This is a genomic window from Metabacillus idriensis, from assembly GCF_050483325.1.
GTDB lineage: Bacteria > Bacillota > Bacilli > Bacillales > Bacillaceae > Bacillus_P > Bacillus_P idriensis_A.
The window spans coordinates 20,440-38,265 of sequence record NZ_JBCMYF010000033.1; the positions used below are offsets into that span (position 1 = coordinate 20,440).

16 protein-coding genes and 1 other annotated feature are annotated in these 17,826 nt (G+C 41.7%); of the genes, 12 read left to right on the forward strand and 4 right to left on the reverse strand.

All coding sequences use genetic code 11. The features are described from left to right. The first annotated feature begins 57 nt into the window (after positions 1-57). Positions 58-2,382 (forward strand): endopeptidase La, encoded by a 2,325-nt coding sequence (lon, locus tag ABEQ24_RS19325; RefSeq protein WP_430008321.1) that lies wholly within the window; start codon positions 58-60, stop codon positions 2,380-2,382. Further along, entirely contained in the window at positions 2,379-2,972 is a 594-nt protein-coding gene (gene yihA / locus ABEQ24_RS19330; RefSeq protein WP_430008322.1) for a ribosome biogenesis GTP-binding protein YihA/YsxC, read from the forward strand. The genes lon and yihA overlap by 4 nt, the downstream gene beginning before the upstream one ends. 103 nt (positions 2,973-3,075) lie before the next feature. Here the strand turns inward: yihA and ABEQ24_RS19335 are convergent, their stop codons facing one another. Then, positions 3,076-3,561, reverse strand: a complete 486-nt coding sequence (locus ABEQ24_RS19335; RefSeq protein ID WP_430008323.1) for a LiaF transmembrane domain-containing protein — start codon at positions 3,559-3,561, stop codon at positions 3,076-3,078. 212 nt (positions 3,562-3,773) lie between these two features. Here ABEQ24_RS19335 and hemA point away from each other — a divergent pair, with 212 nt between their 5' ends. The 6 genes from hemA to hemL are packed head-to-tail and all read left to right on the forward strand — an operon-like array spanning position 3,774 to position 10,033. Then, positions 3,774-5,129 (forward strand): glutamyl-tRNA reductase, encoded by a 1,356-nt coding sequence (gene hemA / locus ABEQ24_RS19340; RefSeq protein WP_430008324.1) that lies wholly within the window; start codon positions 3,774-3,776, stop codon positions 5,127-5,129. 18 nt (positions 5,130-5,147) lie between these two features. Then, entirely contained in the window at positions 5,148-5,981 is an 834-nt protein-coding gene (locus tag ABEQ24_RS19345; RefSeq protein WP_430008325.1) for a cytochrome C assembly family protein, read from the forward strand. A 42-nt stretch (positions 5,982-6,023) separates the two neighbouring features. Continuing rightward, on the forward strand, positions 6,024-6,956 hold the full coding sequence (hemC, locus tag ABEQ24_RS19350; RefSeq protein ID WP_430008326.1) for a hydroxymethylbilane synthase: 933 nt from the start codon (positions 6,024-6,026) through the stop codon (positions 6,954-6,956). Beyond that, positions 6,956-7,741, forward strand: a complete 786-nt coding sequence (locus ABEQ24_RS19355; protein WP_430008327.1) for a uroporphyrinogen-III synthase — start codon at positions 6,956-6,958, stop codon at positions 7,739-7,741. Before hemC ends, ABEQ24_RS19355 begins: the two co-directional genes overlap by 1 nt. A 3-nt stretch (positions 7,742-7,744) precedes the next feature. After that, a complete protein-coding gene (gene hemB, locus ABEQ24_RS19360; protein ID WP_430008448.1) occupies positions 7,745-8,728 on the forward strand; it encodes a porphobilinogen synthase in 984 nt (327 codons plus the stop codon). Positions 8,729-8,746: 18 nt separating this feature from the next. After that, on the forward strand, positions 8,747-10,033 hold the full coding sequence (hemL, locus tag ABEQ24_RS19365; protein ID WP_430008328.1) for a glutamate-1-semialdehyde 2,1-aminomutase: 1,287 nt from the start codon (positions 8,747-8,749) through the stop codon (positions 10,031-10,033). A gap of 42 nt (positions 10,034-10,075) precedes the next feature. On the opposite strand, the gene ABEQ24_RS19370 is transcribed toward hemL, so the two are convergent. Together ABEQ24_RS19370 and ABEQ24_RS19375 are read right to left on the reverse strand one after the other, a co-directional pair. After that, entirely contained in the window at positions 10,076-10,243 is a 168-nt protein-coding gene (locus tag ABEQ24_RS19370; RefSeq protein ID WP_430008329.1) for a hypothetical protein, read from the reverse strand. Between the two features lie 89 nt (positions 10,244-10,332). Further along, entirely contained in the window at positions 10,333-10,521 is a 189-nt protein-coding gene (locus ABEQ24_RS19375) for a CsbD family protein (RefSeq protein WP_309192464.1), read from the reverse strand. A gap of 193 nt (positions 10,522-10,714) precedes the next feature. On the opposite strand from ABEQ24_RS19375, the gene spoVID reads away from it, so the two are divergent. Further along, on the forward strand, positions 10,715-11,740 hold the full coding sequence (spoVID, locus tag ABEQ24_RS19380) for a stage VI sporulation protein D (RefSeq protein WP_430008330.1): 1,026 nt from the start codon (positions 10,715-10,717) through the stop codon (positions 11,738-11,740). Positions 11,741-11,848: 108 nt separating this feature from the next. Then, a complete protein-coding gene (gene ysxE / locus ABEQ24_RS19385; RefSeq protein WP_430008331.1) occupies positions 11,849-12,871 on the forward strand; it encodes a spore coat protein YsxE in 1,023 nt (340 codons plus the stop codon). Between the two features lie 32 nt (positions 12,872-12,903). On the opposite strand, the gene ABEQ24_RS19390 is transcribed toward ysxE, so the two are convergent. Beyond that, positions 12,904-13,095, reverse strand: coding sequence for a hypothetical protein (locus ABEQ24_RS19390; RefSeq protein WP_430008332.1), 192 nt, complete (start codon positions 13,093-13,095; stop codon positions 12,904-12,906). 158 nt (positions 13,096-13,253) lie between these two features. Continuing rightward, positions 13,254-13,482: a binding site (T-box leader), on the forward strand. 249 nt (positions 13,483-13,731) lie between these two features. Between ABEQ24_RS19390 and ABEQ24_RS19395 the strand changes: the two genes are divergently transcribed. Both ABEQ24_RS19395 and ABEQ24_RS19400 read left to right on the forward strand, forming a co-directional pair. Beyond that, positions 13,732-16,374 carry a valine--tRNA ligase gene (locus tag ABEQ24_RS19395; protein ID WP_430008333.1) on the forward strand — a complete coding sequence of 881 codons (2,643 nt, stop codon included), beginning with the start codon at positions 13,732-13,734 and terminating at the stop codon, positions 16,372-16,374. Between the two features lie 82 nt (positions 16,375-16,456). Further along, positions 16,457-17,761, forward strand: coding sequence for a bifunctional folylpolyglutamate synthase/dihydrofolate synthase (locus ABEQ24_RS19400; protein WP_430008334.1), 1,305 nt, complete (start codon positions 16,457-16,459; stop codon positions 17,759-17,761). Positions 17,762-17,826: the final 65 nt, after the last annotated feature.

Sequence of the window (17,826 nt, forward strand, 5' to 3'; positions counted from 1 at the left end):
AGAATGAACTCATTATATTATAATGATTGATACTAAAGTCATGGAGGTGTATGACAGTTGGCGAAAAAAGAAGAGAAAATCGTCCCCCTCCTACCTCTTAGAGGATTGTTAGTGTACCCGACAATGGTACTTCACCTTGATGTAGGACGCGAAAAATCCGTACAGGCGCTTGAAAAAGCGATGATGGATGATCATATAATCTTTTTAACAACTCAACGTGATATTTCAATTGATGAACCAACCGAAGAAGATATCTTTACAGTAGGAACATTAACGAAAATAAAACAAATGCTGAAGCTCCCAAATGGGACAATCCGGGTTCTCGTAGAAGGAATTCAGCGGGGGAAAATCACTAAATATGTAGATGAAGGTGACTATTTTGCAGTCGGTGCAGCTTCCTTAGAAGAAAGCACAGATAAAGACGCCGAAGATGAAGCGCTTATGAGAACGCTGATCGATCACTTTGATCAATACATAAAACTGTCTAAAAAAATATCCGGTGAAACTCTTTCAACTGTTACAGATATTGATGAGCCTGGCAGGATGGCTGACATTGTTGCATCTCACCTGCCGCTTAAATTGAAAGAAAAACAGGAAGTTCTTGAAACTCTGGATATTAAAGAGCGTTTAAACCGTGTCATTGAAATCATTCATAATGAAAAAGAAGTGCTGCAGCTTGAAAAGAAAATCGGCCAGCGTGTGAAACGGTCAATGGAGCGGACGCAAAAGGAATACTATCTCCGCGAACAAATGAAGGCGATTCAAAAAGAACTTGGCGATAAAGAAGGCAAAACGGGTGAAGTGGATATTCTGAATGAGAAGATTGAAAAGGCCGGCATGCCGGATCATATCAAACTTACTGCTTTGAAAGAACTTGAGCGCTATGAAAAAGTTCCTTCAACCTCAGCTGAGAGTTCAGTAGTCCGAAATTATCTCGAGTGGCTTATCTCCTTGCCGTGGTCGAATGCAACGGTTGACCGTCTTGATTTAAAACGGGCTGAAACCATTTTGGACGAGGACCACTACGGGCTTGAAAAAGTAAAAGACCGAGTGCTTGAATATTTGGCCGTCCAAAAACTGACAAACTCACTTAAAGGACCGATTTTATGCTTATCAGGACCTCCCGGAGTAGGGAAAACATCCCTTGCCCGTTCAGTTGCTAAATCTCTTGACAGGAATTTCGTGCGCATTTCACTCGGAGGAGTCAGGGATGAATCTGAAATCCGCGGTCACCGCCGGACATATGTCGGCGCAATGCCGGGCCGAATTATTCAGGGGATGAAAAAAGCGGGAACCATTAACCCGGTTTTTTTACTTGATGAAATTGATAAAATGTCCAATGATTTCAGAGGAGACCCTTCTTCAGCCCTTCTCGAGGTTCTAGATCCTGAACAAAATCATACGTTCAGCGATCATTATATTGAAGAGACCTATGATTTATCCAAAGTTATGTTTATCGCTACAGCAAATAACCTGTCAACCATACCTGGCCCATTGCGTGACCGGATGGAGATAATCACGATTGCAGGCTATACAGAATTGGAGAAAATTCATATTGCCAAAGATCATCTGCTGTCTAAGCAACTAAAAGATCACGGTTTGAAAAAGTCTAATTTGCAAATCCGCGAGTCAGCTATACAAAATATCATTCGCTATCATACCCGTGAAGCAGGAGTCAGAAGTCTTGAAAGACAGCTGGCAGCGATTTGCCGAAAAGCAGCCAAGCAAGTTGTTTCTGAAGAACGCAAGAAAATTATCGTAACAGACAAAAACCTTGCTGATTATTTAGGGAAGAACAAGTTCCGTTACGGTCAGGCTGAACTCGAAGATCAAATTGGAGTGGCAACAGGCCTTGCATATACAACCGTAGGCGGAGATACACTCTCAATTGAAGTATCGTTATCACCTGGAAAAGGCAAGCTGATTTTAACCGGAAAACTTGGGGATGTCATGAAAGAATCTGCACAGGCGGCATTCAGTTTTATCCGCTCCAGGGCAAAAGAGCTGAATATTGAAGAGAATTTTCATGAATTGCATGACATTCATATTCATGTTCCTGAAGGTGCAGTTCCAAAAGATGGCCCTTCAGCAGGAATTACAATGGCAACAGCGCTGATTTCAGCTTTGACCGGAAGACCGGTCAGAAAAGAAGTCGGCATGACCGGAGAAATTACATTAAGAGGAAGAGTACTGCCGATCGGCGGACTAAAAGAAAAAACGCTGAGTGCGCACCGGGCAGGATTAACAAAAATCATTATGCCAAAGGACAATGAAAAAGATATTGAAGATATCCCTGAAAGTGTCCGCAATGATTTAACATTTGTGCCTGTATCACACCTGGATGAAGTGCTGCAGCATGCGTTAGTAGGAGAGAATGAATGAAAGTAACAAGTTCCGAGATTGTCATCAGTGCAGTAAAGCCCGAGCAGTATCCAGATCTGGAATTGCCGGAAATTGCTCTGGCCGGACGATCAAACGTAGGAAAATCGTCGTTTATCAATAAATTGCTGAACCGGAAAAACCTGGCGAGGACGTCATCAAAGCCGGGAAAAACGCAAACTTTAAATTTTTATATCATTAATGAAGTGCTTCATTTTGTCGATGTACCGGGCTACGGCTATGCAAAAGTTTCTAAGTCCGAGCGGGATGCATGGGGGAAAATGATTGAAACGTATTTTACAAAACGCAGACAGCTTTGTGCAGCTGTGTTGCTTGTTGACCTTCGCCATGCGCCATCAAAAGACGATGTGATGATGTATGAGTTTCTTAAGCATTATGATATTCCGACAATTGTAGTTGCCACTAAAGCCGACAAAATTCCTAAAGGCAAATGGCAAAAACATATGAAGGTTGTCAGAGAAACACTGAACAAGGATCCGAATGATCCCTTGATCTGCTTCTCTTCTGAAACAGGGCAGGGCAAAGTTGAAGCCTGGTCTGCAATCGAGCATTATACACATTTAAAAAAATAAACTGAAACCAGCCACAGGGCTGGTTCTTTTTATTGGGTAAAAAGAAAACCAGCCGCACATTGGGGCTGGAAGCTCATCATTTAAATCCCTGATCTTACATAATTTACTTTCTTTTAATAAATAATAAGTAAAAACCTCCAAGAATTAGCAGGACAGGCCAAAATTTCTGGATGACCTCCATTCCTTGCTCGACCCAGCCAAGACCGTTTATGATCGAATCAAATGAGTGGAGAAAAACGGCAAGCAGGAGTAAAATGAAACCGTGTAAATAGCCTGTTTTGGCTTTTGCTCCCCGCAGCAGCATTCCGAGTCCGATAATAAAGGTAATGGCAGGTGCATGCTCAGGCCAATTCGGAAAACGTTCGATGCTATGAAAATGAATCCCAAGTCCAAGCAAAAGAATCCCGGGAAGAATGGCGCTGTCATCTTGATCGAAGTGCCCGCCAATCAGAAACACCAGGCCAAACAGGACGAGCAAAGTTTGCCAGGATTCCTGATTTTCAAACAGCTGGATTTGAAAGGTTTGCAGAAAGTAGTAAAATCCGATTGCAAGCAGGGCGAGAGCAGAGAAATTTGTCGATTTTTTCATTGATTTTCACCTCTAAATAGAACGATTTCCTTGATTGTAAGCACTTTTTTTGGTATTGTTCAAGGTGGACGAATATGTAACAGCTTTGCTTTTAAATAGTATCATACCATAGACGAACAAGCTTTCAAGAACTGTTCACATTTAAAAAAAGAGAAAAATGCAGGTCATGGTATAATGGTAATAGTATTCTTGTATGTGGGGTGTATAGGATCATGCATATTTTAGTTGTCGGCTTAAATTATAAAACTGCCCCTGTCGAAATCCGTGAAAAATTAACGTTTAATCCAAATGAGCTCGGAGATGCAATGAAGGCTTTGAAAGGCAAGAAAAGCATCTTGGAGAATATCATTGTTTCGACTTGTAATCGGACAGAAATTTATACAGTTGTGGACCAGCTTCATACTGGCCGTTATTATATTAAAGCATTTTTAGCAGAGTGGTTCGGAATCGACAAAGATTCTTTTTCACCCTTTTTAACGATGTATGAAAATGATGGAGCAATCGATCATTTATTCAGCGTTTCATGCGGACTTGATTCGATGGTTCTTGGTGAAACCCAGATTCTTGGACAAGTACGGTCAAGCTTCATGCTTGGGCAAACAGAAGACACAATTGGAACGGTTTTTCAGCACCTGTTTAAACAAGCCATCACCCTTGCCAAAAAAGCACACTCAGAAACAGATATTGGCGCAAATGCCGTTTCTGTCAGCTATGCTGCTGTAGAACTTGCAAAGAAAATTTTTGGTGATTTATCAAACAAGCATGTTCTTATTCTCGGAGCAGGCAAAATGGGAGAGCTTGCTGTGCAGAATCTGCACGGAAGCGGAGTGCGCAAAGTGACTGTCATTAACCGCACATTTGAAAAAGCAGAGGTTCTGGCCAAGAAATTCAGCGGCAGCGCAAAAAGCATGAATGAACTGCAATGTGCGCTTGTTGAAGCTGATATTCTGATCAGTTCTACAGGTGCAAACGAGTTTGTCATTACAAAGGAAATCATGGCAGGGGCCGAAAAAATGAGAAAGGGCAAACCGCTGTTTATGGTGGATATTGCTGTTCCCCGTGATCTTGATCCTGCACTTGATGAGCTTGAAAGTGTCTTTTTGTATGATATTGATGATCTGCAGGGAATTGTGGATGCAAATCTTCAAGAAAGACAAAAGGCAGCTGAGGAGATTGGAATTATGGTTGAAGGTGAGATTGTTGCCTTTAAACAGTGGCTCAGCACACTGGGTGTTGTTCCTGTGATTTCCGCTCTCCGTCAAAAAGCACTTGGTATTCAGGCTGAGACCATGCAAAGCCTTGAACGGAAGATGCCAAATCTTTCAGAACGTGAATTAAAACTTTTAAACAAGCATACGAAAAGCATCATCAATCAAATGCTCCGTGATCCAATATTAAAGGTGAAAGAATTGTCTGCAGCACCTGATGCAGATCACACGCTGGATCTTTTTATGAAAATCTTTGATATTGAAGAAGCAGTAGAAGAGCAAAAAAGACAAGAAAACTCAATTTCTTTTAGCAGCTCAAAAGCACCGGTTGAGCAAGCAAAAGCTTCACTTCAATCGTAAGTGAAAGGAATTTGATTTATGCCAGAGATGAGTTTAACAAGAATCAATGAATTAATCATCATTATTTACGCATTTAGTGTTCTCTTTTTTTTCATAGATTTTATCCATAACAACCGGAAGGCAAACAAGATTGCCTTCTGGTTGCTTTCTATTGTTTGGCTGCTGCAAACAATTTTTTTGTTTTATCAAATGTTTACAACCGGAAGATTTCCAATTTTGAATATTTCTGAAGGCTTGTACTTTTATTCGTGGGTGCTTGTTACGCTTTCTGTTGTATTAAACCGCTTTCTAAGAGTGGACTTTATTATCTTTTTTACAAACGTATTAGGGTTTATTATGCTGTCGATTCATACATTTGCTCCTTCCCAGTATGAATCGGCGGCAGTTACAGGCCAGCTGATCTCTGAATTGCTGTTTATCCACATTACGATGGCTATTCTCTCATATGGCGCTTTTACACTGTCATTCGTTTTTTCTCTGCTTTACTTGATTCAATTCAACCTGCTGAAAAAGAAAAAATGGGGAAAGCAATTGCTTCGAATCGATGATTTGGCAAAGCTTGATCATATGTCATATGTATTAAATGTCATAGGAGTACCAATGCTGTTACTAAGCTTAATTCTAGGAGTCATTTGGGCGTATTTAAAACTTCCAAATTTCCACTGGTACGATGCAAAAGTGCTTGGATCTTTTATGATGCTCCTCGTTTATAGTTTTTATTTATACAGCCGCATTGTGAAAGAGTGGCAGGGCAAGCAGGTTGCTTACTTGAATGCAGCATCCTTTTTAATTCTATTAATTAACTTCTTTTTATTTGGAAGTTTGTCCCGGTTTCATATATGGGATTCATAATAAATGCACCATACATCAGGCTGAAAGTTGGAGGTACTCAATATGCGCAAAATAATTGTAGGTTCTAGACGCAGTAAATTGGCATTAACCCAAACAAACTGGGTGATTGATCAGTTAAAAAACATAGGGCTGCCTTTTGATTTTGAAGTGCATGAAATCGTGACAAAAGGCGATCAGATATTAGATGTGACACTTTCAAAAGTAGGCGGAAAAGGTCTTTTTGTCAAAGAAATCGAGCAGGCCATGCTTGACGGCAAAATTGATATGGCTGTACATAGCATGAAAGACATGCCTGCTGTATTGCCTGAAGGGCTGACTATCGGCTGCATTCCTTTCCGCGAAGATCCGAGAGATGCTTTCATTTCAAAAAATCATGTAAAGCTTTCTGAGCTTCCGGCAGGAGCAATTGTTGGAACGAGCAGTTTAAGAAGAAGCGCGCAGCTGCTTGCGATGAGGCCGGATCTTGAGATTAAGTGGATTCGTGGAAATATTGATACACGTCTTGCAAAGCTTCAGCATGAAGAATATGACGCTATTATTTTAGCTGCTGCGGGTCTTGCCAGAATGGGATGGAGTCAGGATGTTGTCACTGAATTCCTTGATGCAAATGATTGTGTCCCGGCAGTTGGACAAGGTGCACTTTCTATTGAATGCAGAGAAGATGATCACGAGCTGCTTGAGCTCTTGTCTCATTTTACGGATGAAGCAACAAAGCTCGCTGTTTTGGCAGAGAGAACATTCCTGCACGTCATGGAAGGCGGTTGTCAGGTTCCGATTGCAGGATATGCTACAGTTGCTTTTGATAATGAAATCTCCCTGACTGCATTAATTGCTTCACCTGACGGAAAAGAGATTTATAAAGAAAGAATCGTTGGAAAAGATCCTGAGGCGATCGGCAAGGAAGTTTCAGACCGCCTGATCAAACAAGGGGCTAAAGATTTGATAGACCGGGTGAAAGAGGAGCTTGATCTATAATGGCTCCTGACCTCTCCGGTAAGAAAATCTTAATTACGAGAGAGCATACACAGGCGACCACATTTGCCAAAAAAATAATAAACGCCGGCGGAGTTCCCATTGCAGCTCCGCTTATCCGTTTTGAAAAGGCAAAGAATGAAAAGCAAATTCATGAGATTATAGACAGCATCAGACCCAAAGACTGCCTGGTTTTTACAAGCACAAATGGGGTTGCTTACTTTTTTGACTTCCTGACAGAACATAATATACATATAACCAAATTATCAGAGTGCATCTTTGCCGCAGTCGGGAGAAAAACAAAGAAATTGATTGAAGACAAAGGCTTCCCGGTCACCATCATTCCAAAAGAATATGTGGCAGAGCGATTAGCAGAGGAAATTGCAGCAAATGCCAGCTCCTCTCAGCATATTTTCCTGTTCAGAGGAAACCTCGCCAGGGAAATCTTAATCAATAAGCTTACGGATAAGGGCTTCTCCGTGACAGATGCCAAGCTGTATGAAACAATACATAATGTAGAAGATGGTCAAAATATTGAGCATTTGCTGAAGCAGAATGAGCTGGATTATATCACATTTACAAGCTCTTCAACCGTAGATGCTTTTATGAAAGTAATGAAAAACAGGGATCTGGATTCGCTGCTTTCCGGGGTTACTTTAGTGAGCATTGGGCCCATTACTCACCAGACCCTGACCAATTACGGATTTAATGGGATTGTTTGTGAAACGTACACAATCGATGCCATGATAAATAGAATGAAAACTCATATTCAATCTGAAAGGAAATGAATCATTATGGATCTTCAATTTACAAGACACCGCAGACTACGCACCACAAGCAGCATGAGATCAATTGTACGTGAAACTCACCTTCATGCAGAAGACTTCATTTATCCAATCTTTGTAGTAGAGGGAGAAAAAAAGAGAAATGAAGTAAAATCAATGCCAGGCGTTGATCAGATTTCACTTGATTATTTAGATGCAGAGATGCAGGAAGTATCTGATCTGGGCATTAAATCAGTTATCGTGTTCGGTGTTCCCGACAAAAAGGACGAGGTCGGTTCACAAGCATATCATGATCACGGAATTGTTCAGAGAGCGATTACCCAAATTAAAGAGAACTTCCCTGATCTTGTTGTCATTGCCGATACGTGTTTATGCCAATTTACAGACCATGGACATTGCGGCATTGTTAAAGAAGGCAAAATCTTAAATGATCCTACACTGGATCTGCTTGCACGGACAGCGGTCAGCCAGGCAAAAGCAGGAGCTGACATTATTGCACCATCCAATATGATGGACGGATTTGTAGCAGCAATCCGCCACGGATTAGACGAAGCAGGCTTTGAAGATGTGCCGGTTATGTCATATGGAATCAAGTACTCAAGCGCATTTTACGGCCCATTCCGCGATGCTGCACACAGCACCCCGCAATTTGGCGACCGCAAAACCTATCAAATGGATCCTGCTAACCGCATGGAGGCTTTAAGAGAAGCAGAATCTGATTTATTGGAAGGCGCAGATTTTCTGATTGTGAAGCCTGCTTTATCTTATCTTGATATTATCCGTGATGTAAAAAACAACTTTAATGTACCAATTGTAGCTTATAACGTAAGCGGAGAATATGCCATGATCAAAGCGGCTGCACAAAATGGCTGGGTTGATGAAAAAGCGATCGTGATGGAAATGATGATCAGCATGAAACGTGCGGGCGTTGATATGATTTTGACGTATCATGCAAAGGATGCTGCACGCTGGCTTAAAGAACAACACTAATCGTAAGGGAGAATTCTTATGCGCAATTATGAAAAATCAAAGCAGGCCTTTAAAGAAGCGCAGGATTTAATGCCAGGCGGTGTAAACAGCCCAGTGCGCGCATTTAAATCGGTTGCAATGGATCCTATCTTCATGGAGCGCGGTAAAGGCTCCAAGATTTATGATATCGATGGAAATGAATATATTGATTATGTATTATCATGGGGACCGCTTATTTTAGGTCATACAAATGATGAAGTGGTTGAAGCCATCAAAAAGGTGACGGAATCAGGTACAAGCTTTGGTGCTCCCACATTAATTGAAAATGAACTTGCAAAGCTTGTGATTGACCGTGTCCCTTCAATTGAAGTGATTCGCATGGTAAGCTCAGGAACAGAAGCAACAATGAGTGCATTGCGCCTTGCCCGGGGTTTTACCGGCCGAAACAAAATTCTCAAATTTGAAGGCTGCTACCATGGACATGGTGACTCATTATTAATCAAAGCAGGGTCTGGTGTTGCAACACTCGGTCTGCCGGACAGTCCTGGTGTGCCTGAGGGAATTGCGAAAAACACGATAACAGTTCCTTACAATGATATGGAAAGCGTCAAATACGCATTTGAACAATTCGGAGACGATATTGCTGGTGTGATTGTTGAACCAGTTGCAGGAAATATGGGAGTGGTGCCGCCGCTCAAAGGATTCCTGGAAAGCCTCAGAGAAATGACCGCTCAATACGGCTCACTGCTTATCTTTGATGAAGTAATGACAGGTTTCCGTGTTGACTATGGCTGTGCGCAAGACTATTTTGGTGTAACACCTGATATTACTTGCCTCGGAAAAGTCATTGGCGGAGGATTGCCTGTTGGAGCTTATGGCGGCCGTGCAGACATTATGCAGCAGATTGCTCCAAGCGGGCCGATTTATCAGGCTGGTACTTTATCCGGAAATCCGCTTGCTATGACTGCAGGTTATGCAACTTTAAAACAGCTGACTCCGGATTCTTATAAAGAATTTGGCCGCAAAGCAGATATTCTCGAAGAAGGCCTGACGGCTGCAGCGAAAAAGCATGATATTCCGATCACATTCAACAGAGCCGGCTCCATGATAGGCTTCTTCTTTACAAATGAAAAAGTAACAAACTTTGAGACAGCCAAAACATCCAATTTAGACTTTTTCTCAAAATTCTACCGTGAAATGGCAAATGAGGGTGTCTTCCTTCCGCCGTCACAATTTGAAGGTCTATTCTTATCTACAGCCCATACAGATGAAGATTTGGATAAAACCATTGCTGCTGCTGAAAAAGCTTTTTCTAAATTAAAATAAGCATAGGAAAACCCCTGCATGAAAATGTGCAGGGGTTTGTTTTTATTTTTCCTCATAACCAGATTTCCTGCTCAGCCACTTGCTTGCAAAAATAATTGTAAAACCAATTAAACCTACTGCAGCCATCAGCCAGTCATCGACAATATTGAACCATAACGGGATCTGAAGCAAAAAAATCAGACCAATTATTATAAAAAATAAGGGTTTCATAGAATCTCCTGTGTTTTTCTTCTAGTATAGCAAATATGCCATGAAATAAAAAAGAGAGCCGGGCTTTCGCCAGACTCTCTTTATGTACATTAATAGCGGCGGGAATCATCCTTCGCTTTTCCTACACCTTCTTGGATGTTGCCTTTAAGCTTATCTTTTTTGCCTTCACGCTGCATATTCGGATTGTCTGTCGCATTGCCGACCTGGTCTTTCACTTCACCTTTGGCCTGGTTAACCTTGCCTTTTACTTTGTCGCTTAAACCTTGATCTTTTGACATTGCAGATCACTCCTTTTTGTATGTTACAGTCTTTATTCCCGGACCGGGGATAGTTAAAACACTTTATTGAAAATACTAAAAGCCTTCATGGAATGAAGTCTAATTCTAAAAATCACTCATAATCTTTGAATCTGGAACATAAAAATTTAATGTCATAGCTATTTGGTTAGGCCATTGAAAGGAGGAGTTCAAGTTGTCACAGGATCAACAATCATCATTACGGTTTTCTGTTGAAGAATCCGTTTGGTTTCAAAAGGGACAGGAAGTAGGTGAGCTGTTATCCATCTCATTAGATCCAGACATCACCATCCAGGAATTTGACCAGTACATCTCCATTCGGGGTGCACTGCAGTTAACGGGTGAGTACAAAATAGATGAGGATTATAACGAAGAGGAATTTGAATACGCCAATCTCCGGTTTGTAAGCAGTGTTGAAACCCGGGAGGATGACGGCATTTCGCAGCTTGTTCACCGATTTCCTGTGGATATTACAATCCCAAGAAACAGAATTGGAAATTTAGAAGAAGTATATGTGACGATTGAATCTTTTGACTATGATTTATCTGAAAGCAGAAACCTGAAGCTTGTTGCCGATTTAGAAATAAGCGGAATCGCAAGTCAGGATTCTTTTGAAGAAGTTCAGGAAGAGGAAGAAGAGCACACATATAATCACACATCTGAAGAAGAGCTTGAGCCTTTGTACCGTTCGTCACAGGCTTTGCTCTACGAGGAGGAGACAGAGGAAGCCTATTCAGAAAGCTATGATGCCGTACTTGCTGAGAACAGCGGAACTCCTCAAAAAGAAGAGTTTTATCAGCCTTTTGATGTAGAGGTCAGAAAGCAGGCTATTGAAGAAGAAATTGTTCAGCCTGAGATTCATTATAATGCAGGAAGGCCGGCTGAAGATGAGTTCGAAGAGGTTTACTCAGCTCCGCCTAAAAAAAGTCCTAAAAGCCGAAAAGAAGAAGCAAAAAAGCAGGAGCAGCCGAAGGAGACCGAAAACTCTCTTTATTTAACAAAGCTTTTTGGCAGAGAAGACGAAGAAGAGTTTTCAAAACTGAAAATCTGCATTGTTCAGCAGGGTGATTCCATTGACAGCATTTGCGACCGTTATAATATTACGGTCCAGCAGCTGCACAGAGTGAACCAGATCAGCTCAACGGCAGATGTCCATGAAGGGCAGACATTATACATTCCGGTTTATGCAAACACGCATTAAGATGGACAGAACAGCTTGGGGAGGAGTATTCCTCAGCTGTTTTTTTATAAGAATCGTTCACTTATTCCTTCATAAAGGAAAGTGAGGTATAGAGTGGTGAGAGGAATTATGGAAAAGCTGGTGCCTGTAATCAGCCAATATGATTTAACTGGCGAGTACGCGGAATCAATCAGTGACAAGCTGACCAAAATCTATGCAAGCTCAGGAGCATCATATGCTCTAAAAAAAGTGACAGCAAACCGGAACGGGAATTTTATAGAAACTCTTCATACTGCACATCAAAAAGGATTTTCAGGCTATGTGCCGATCTTCAGAAATAAACACAGGCAATTTTTCACCTCAGATGGCGAGAACTGGTATTACATCATGCCGTGGCTTCACAATGAACCGGAAGAGGAAAGAGATGAGCGCCATAAAAATATGTTCAGGGAACTCGCCTTGCTCCATCAGAAAACAGCAGCTTCGGAAAAATTGAATCAGGAGGCACTTAAAGGACATTATGAAACGTTATCTAAGCAATGGGATGACAACAAAGCCATGTACGAAAAATATGTAGAAGAATGTGAAAAAAGATGGTACTTGTCCCCGTTTGAACTGCAGGCGGTTACGTATTATTTTGAAACAGCAAGAGCGACGGATTTCGCGCGGAAGAAACTTGATGAATGGTATGAGATGATGAAGGAAAAGGAAGATGTCCGCCAGGTTATTATTCACGGCAGAGCTTCCATCCATCACTTCCTGTATGATGAACAGGGCACTGGATTTTTAACGAATTTTGAACAAGCCAGATACTCATCTCCGATCGATGATTTGCTTCTCTTTTATCATCGCACGTTTCATACGTATCCATTTGCAGATGATGAGTGTGTGGATTGGCTCTATACGCATCAGCAGCATTTTCCCTTAAGGGAAGAAGAAATGCTTTTATTCATTTGCTATCTTGCATACCCTGATTTCATTTACAGGAATTTAAAAAAGCATATGAACCATGGAACCCGGAGTGTCCCACAGCTCAAACGCAATCAGGATCTCATTAAATCTTATTGGACGTTTAAAAATATCGAATATTTTGTTATGAAAGTAACGGAAATTGAAGAGAATAAGAAAATAGCAGCTGAGCAATCATCATAAAAAAATCCCAATCATCTCTTTGATTGGGTTCTTTAAATCCACTCCATGTGAAGGGCAACGCCAAGCAATATCAGCAGGGATAATAGAACAAGGTCTACTGGAGAAGGAAAGATCAAAGTCCTTATCGTCTGGAAAATCGTGATCGGTACAATGAACTGGCCTGCAATCACTTTGAATTGCTTTACCCATGGTGACATATTGTAGTAATTAATTTTTTTGCGCATACAAATTCTCCTAACCTGTTGACTCATGCTATCAAGATATGTGCATTTACCCAAATTTGTGCTGACTGTGAATAAAGGATAGAAAAATTGGAGAAGATGATTGACGTAAAATGATATGATTGTATACAATAATACATATATGCTTTTATTGAATAAAAGAACATACATTGACAGGGAAGAGTAAAGCCGAATGCTGTTTTTAGAGAGAGAAATCAGTTGCTGAAAGATTTCTTAAACTAGCTCGCTTGAAGGTCGCCCTCGAGTAATTCTCTTGAACTTGAAGTAGAGAGAATCGGCATGAACGCCGTTACCCCATTTGAGAGCATAGGCTTATTTTCGCCTGTGAAAAAAGGTGGCACCGCGAAATCAACTCCTTTCGTCCTTTTATTGGATGAGAGGAGTTTTTTATTTTGTCCAGCTGCTGCGGCTGGTTCCCCGGGTCAGGACGGCTCCGCCATTCATTCTGCCGGACGTTTATCTTCCTGCCGGAGCGGGCATGGCGCTTACGCCTTACAATTTTATCAGAATTTATTTAGTGTTATGGGTCTATGTCTCGCGCAAGCGCCTAGATCCTCGGTCAGAACAAGGCGCTTGCGCTTTTCTAGTTCACCGGTTTAATTTTAAGGAGGAAGAAAAATGGAGAACAAGGAACAAACACTCTCTACAAAATACGATCCGCAGGCAATCGAGCGTAACCGCTATGATTACTGGCTTGAGGGCAAGTACTTTGAAGCGACAAATGATCAGGAAAAACAGCCATATACAATCGTTATCCCGCCGCCAAATGTTACTGGAAAACTTCACCTCGGGCATGCTTGGGACACAACACTTCAAGACATTGTGACCCGCATGAAAAGAATGCAGGGCTACGACGTACTGTGGCTTCCCGGCATGGACCATGCAGGAATTGCTACTCAGGCAAAAGTAGAAGGCAAGCTGCGCGAAGAAGGCAAATCCCGCTATGATCTTGGACGGGAAAAATTTGTTGAAGAAACGTGGAAGTGGAAAGAGGAGTATGCGTCCCACATTCGTACGCAATGGTCTAAGCTTGGCCTTGGACTTGATTACTCCAGAGAACGTTTTACTTTAGATGAAGGCTTATCAAAAGCAGTAAATGAAGTATTTGTATCCCTTTATAAAAAGGGACTTATATATCGCGGCGAATATATCATCAACTGGGATCCGCAAACGAAAACTGCTTTATCGGACATCGAAGTTATCTACAAAGATGTACAAGGCGCTTTTTACCATATGCGCTATCCTCTTTCTGACGGTTCTGGACATATTGAAATCGCTACTACCCGTCCTGAAACGATGCTTGGCGATACAGCAGTTGCCGTTCATCCGGAAGATGACCGCTACAAGCATTTGATCGGAAAGACAGTTGTTCTGCCAATCGTTGGCCGCGAGATTCCGATTGTAGGTGACGACTATGTAGATATGGAATTTGGATCAGGAGCAGTTAAAATAACGCCTGCACATGATCCGAACGATTTTGAAATCGGAAACCGCCATGACTTAGAACGTGTTTTAGTTATGAATGAAGACGGAACAATGAATGCTAAAGCAGGCAAATACAATGGTCTTGACCGTTTTGACTGCCGCAAGCAAATCGTGAAAGACCTTCAGGAGATGGATGTTTTATTCAAGATTGAAGAGCATCTTCATTCTGTAGGGCACAGTGAACGAAGCGGAGCAGTTGTAGAACCATATCTTTCAACACAATGGTTTGTTAAAATGCAGCCGCTTGCTGATGCAGCAATCGAACTGCAAAGCAAGGAAGAAAAAGTAAACTTTGTTCCAAACCGGTTTGAAAATACGTATATGCGCTGGATGGAAAACATCCGTGACTGGTGTATTTCAAGACAGCTTTGGTGGGGACACAGAATTCCTGCCTGGTATAACAAAGAAACAGGCGAGGTTCATGTTGATCACTCACCGCCTGCAGATATTGAAAACTGGGAGCAGGATACAGATGTTCTTGATACGTGGTTCAGTTCCGCGCTATGGCCGTTCTCGACAATGGGCTGGCCTGATACAGAATCAATCGACTATCAGCGCTTCTATCCGACAGATGTGCTCGTAACGGGCTACGATATTATTTTCTTCTGGGTATCCCGCATGATTTTCCAGGGTCTTGAATTTACAGGTAAGCGTCCATTTAAAGATGTGCTGATTCACGGACTTGTACGTGATGAACAGGGCCGCAAAATGAGTAAATCTCTTGGCAACGGCGTCGATCCAATGGAAGTCATCGAGAAATACGGAGCAGATTCACTGCGTTACTTCCTGTCTACCGGAAGCTCTCCGGGCCAGGACTTGCGTTTCAGCTACGAAAAGGTAGAAGCGACTTGGAACTTTGCAAATAAGATCTGGAATGCTTCACGTTTTGCTTTAATGAACATGGACGGCCTGAAATATGAAGAAATTGATATCAGCGGAGAAAAGTCAGTCGCTGACAAATGGATTTTGACTCGATTGAACGAAACCATTGAGCATGTGACCAAACTTGCTGATAAATATGAATTCGGTGAAGTAGGCCGCCTTCTTTATAACTTCATTTGGGATGATTTCTGTGACTGGTATATCGAAATGGCGAAGCTTCCGCTTTATGGAGACAATGAAGAGGCGAAGAAAACAACTCGTTCCATTCTTGCTTATGTGCTTGATAACACGATGAGACTTCTTCATCCATTCATGCCATTCATTACCGAGGAAATATGGCAGAACCTTCCTCACGAAGGCGAATCCATTACAATTGCTAAATGGCCTGAAGTTGATGCTTCATTAACAGATCTAGAAGCTGCGGCAGATATGAAGCTGCTTGTTGAAGTGATCCGTTCTGTGAGAAACGTGCGTGCAGAGGTAAATACACCTATGAGCAAGCAGATTCCAATGCTGATTAAAGCGAAGAATGAGGATGTTGCAAAGCAGCTTGATCAAAATCGTGCTTACATTGAGCGTTTCTGCAACACAAGCAGTTTGGCAATCAGCACGGATGCAGAGTCAGGCGAAAAAGCGATGACTTCTGTCGTAACGGGAGCTGAGCTTATTTTCCCTCTTGAAGGCTTAATCAATATTGATGAGGAAATCTCACGCCTTCAAAAAGAGCTGGACAAATTAAATAAAGAAGTCGAACGTGTTCAAAAGAAACTGAGCAACGAAGGCTTTGTGAAAAAAGCACCTGAAAAAGTAATTGAAGAAGAACGTGCGAAAGAAAACGATTATGTGGAGAAAAGAGAAGCAGTTCTCTCAAGAATCGGCGAATTAAAAGGGTAAGCTTTTTAGAGAAGCTCGGGTTGTGATCAGCAGAATCACACCCGAGTTTTCATGTAAATAGAGAGAAAAGGGGCAGAGGCTCATGTTTCAAACCTATGAGGAAGCTGTAGATTGGATTCATTCCCGCTTAAGATTTGGGATCAAACCAGGATTAAAGCGGATGACCTGGATGATGGAAAAGTTAAATAATCCCCATAAACACATTCGCGCCATTCATGTTGCGGGGACAAACGGCAAGGGGTCAACTATTTCCTATATGCGGAATGTTCTTCAAGAAGCAGGGTATACGACAGGTACATTTACCTCTCCGTTTCTAGAAACATTCAACGAAAGAATCAGCATGAACGGCAAACCCATTTCCGATGAAGAAATGCTGTTTTTAGTAAATATGATCAAGCCACTTGCAGATGATCTTGAAGGGACAGAGCTCGGCGGACCGACTGAATTTGAAGTGATCACGGCCATGGCTTTCTACTATTTTGGAAGACATGAAAAAACAGATATTCTGCTGCTTGAAACAGGTCTTGGCGGCACATATGATTCAACCAATATTGCAGAGCCGATCTTAACGATGATTACAAGCATCGGCTATGATCACATGAATATTCTCGGCAATACGATCGAAGAAATCGCTGGTGAAAAAGCGGGCATCATCAAGCAGGGCATTCCTATGCTCACGTCTGTAGCAGATGAACGTGCTTTAAACGTCATAAAGAAGAAGGCAAAGGAGATGAACGCTTCTCTTTACTATGATTCTTTTCCAGTATTGTCTCACAGGCCTATCCCAAGCGGAGAAAGGTTTGAAATGAAGACGCCGTTCAGTCATTACCAAAATCTTGAGATATCAATGCGCGGTGAGCATCAAGTCCAAAATGCCGCTCTTGCAGTGATGGCACTGGATTATCTTCGGGCGAATGAATGGTTTCATATAGACCGGCAGCATGTCATTAAAGGTCTTTTACAGACAAGCTGGAACGGCAGGTTTGAACAGGTATGCGAATACCCCGCCATTATTGTTGACGGAGCTCATAATAAAGAGGGAGTCGAAAGCCTGGCAGCAGTCATGAAACGCCATTATCCCTGCAAAAAGATTCATATTCTTTTTTCTGCTTTAAAAGATAAGGAATACGCTGAGATGATTGATATTCTCTCATCAATTGCTGACAGCATGCATTTTACAACCTTTGACTTTCCAAGGGCCGCTTCAGCTGCAGAGCTTTTTGAGGCGTGCGGGCATCCGAAAAAAGATTTTGATGAAGATTGGAAATCTGCTTTTGATAAAATGATGACGGAGAAAGAATTAGGAGATATCTTCTTAGTTACTGGTTCGTTGTACTTTATTTCAGAAGTCAGGCCATATTGTCGGAATTTCTTATCGAAAGATTAGGCTGATAGTCCTAAAATAAATGACAAATATCTGAATTTTTGTTAAAATATAAAAATAATAAATGA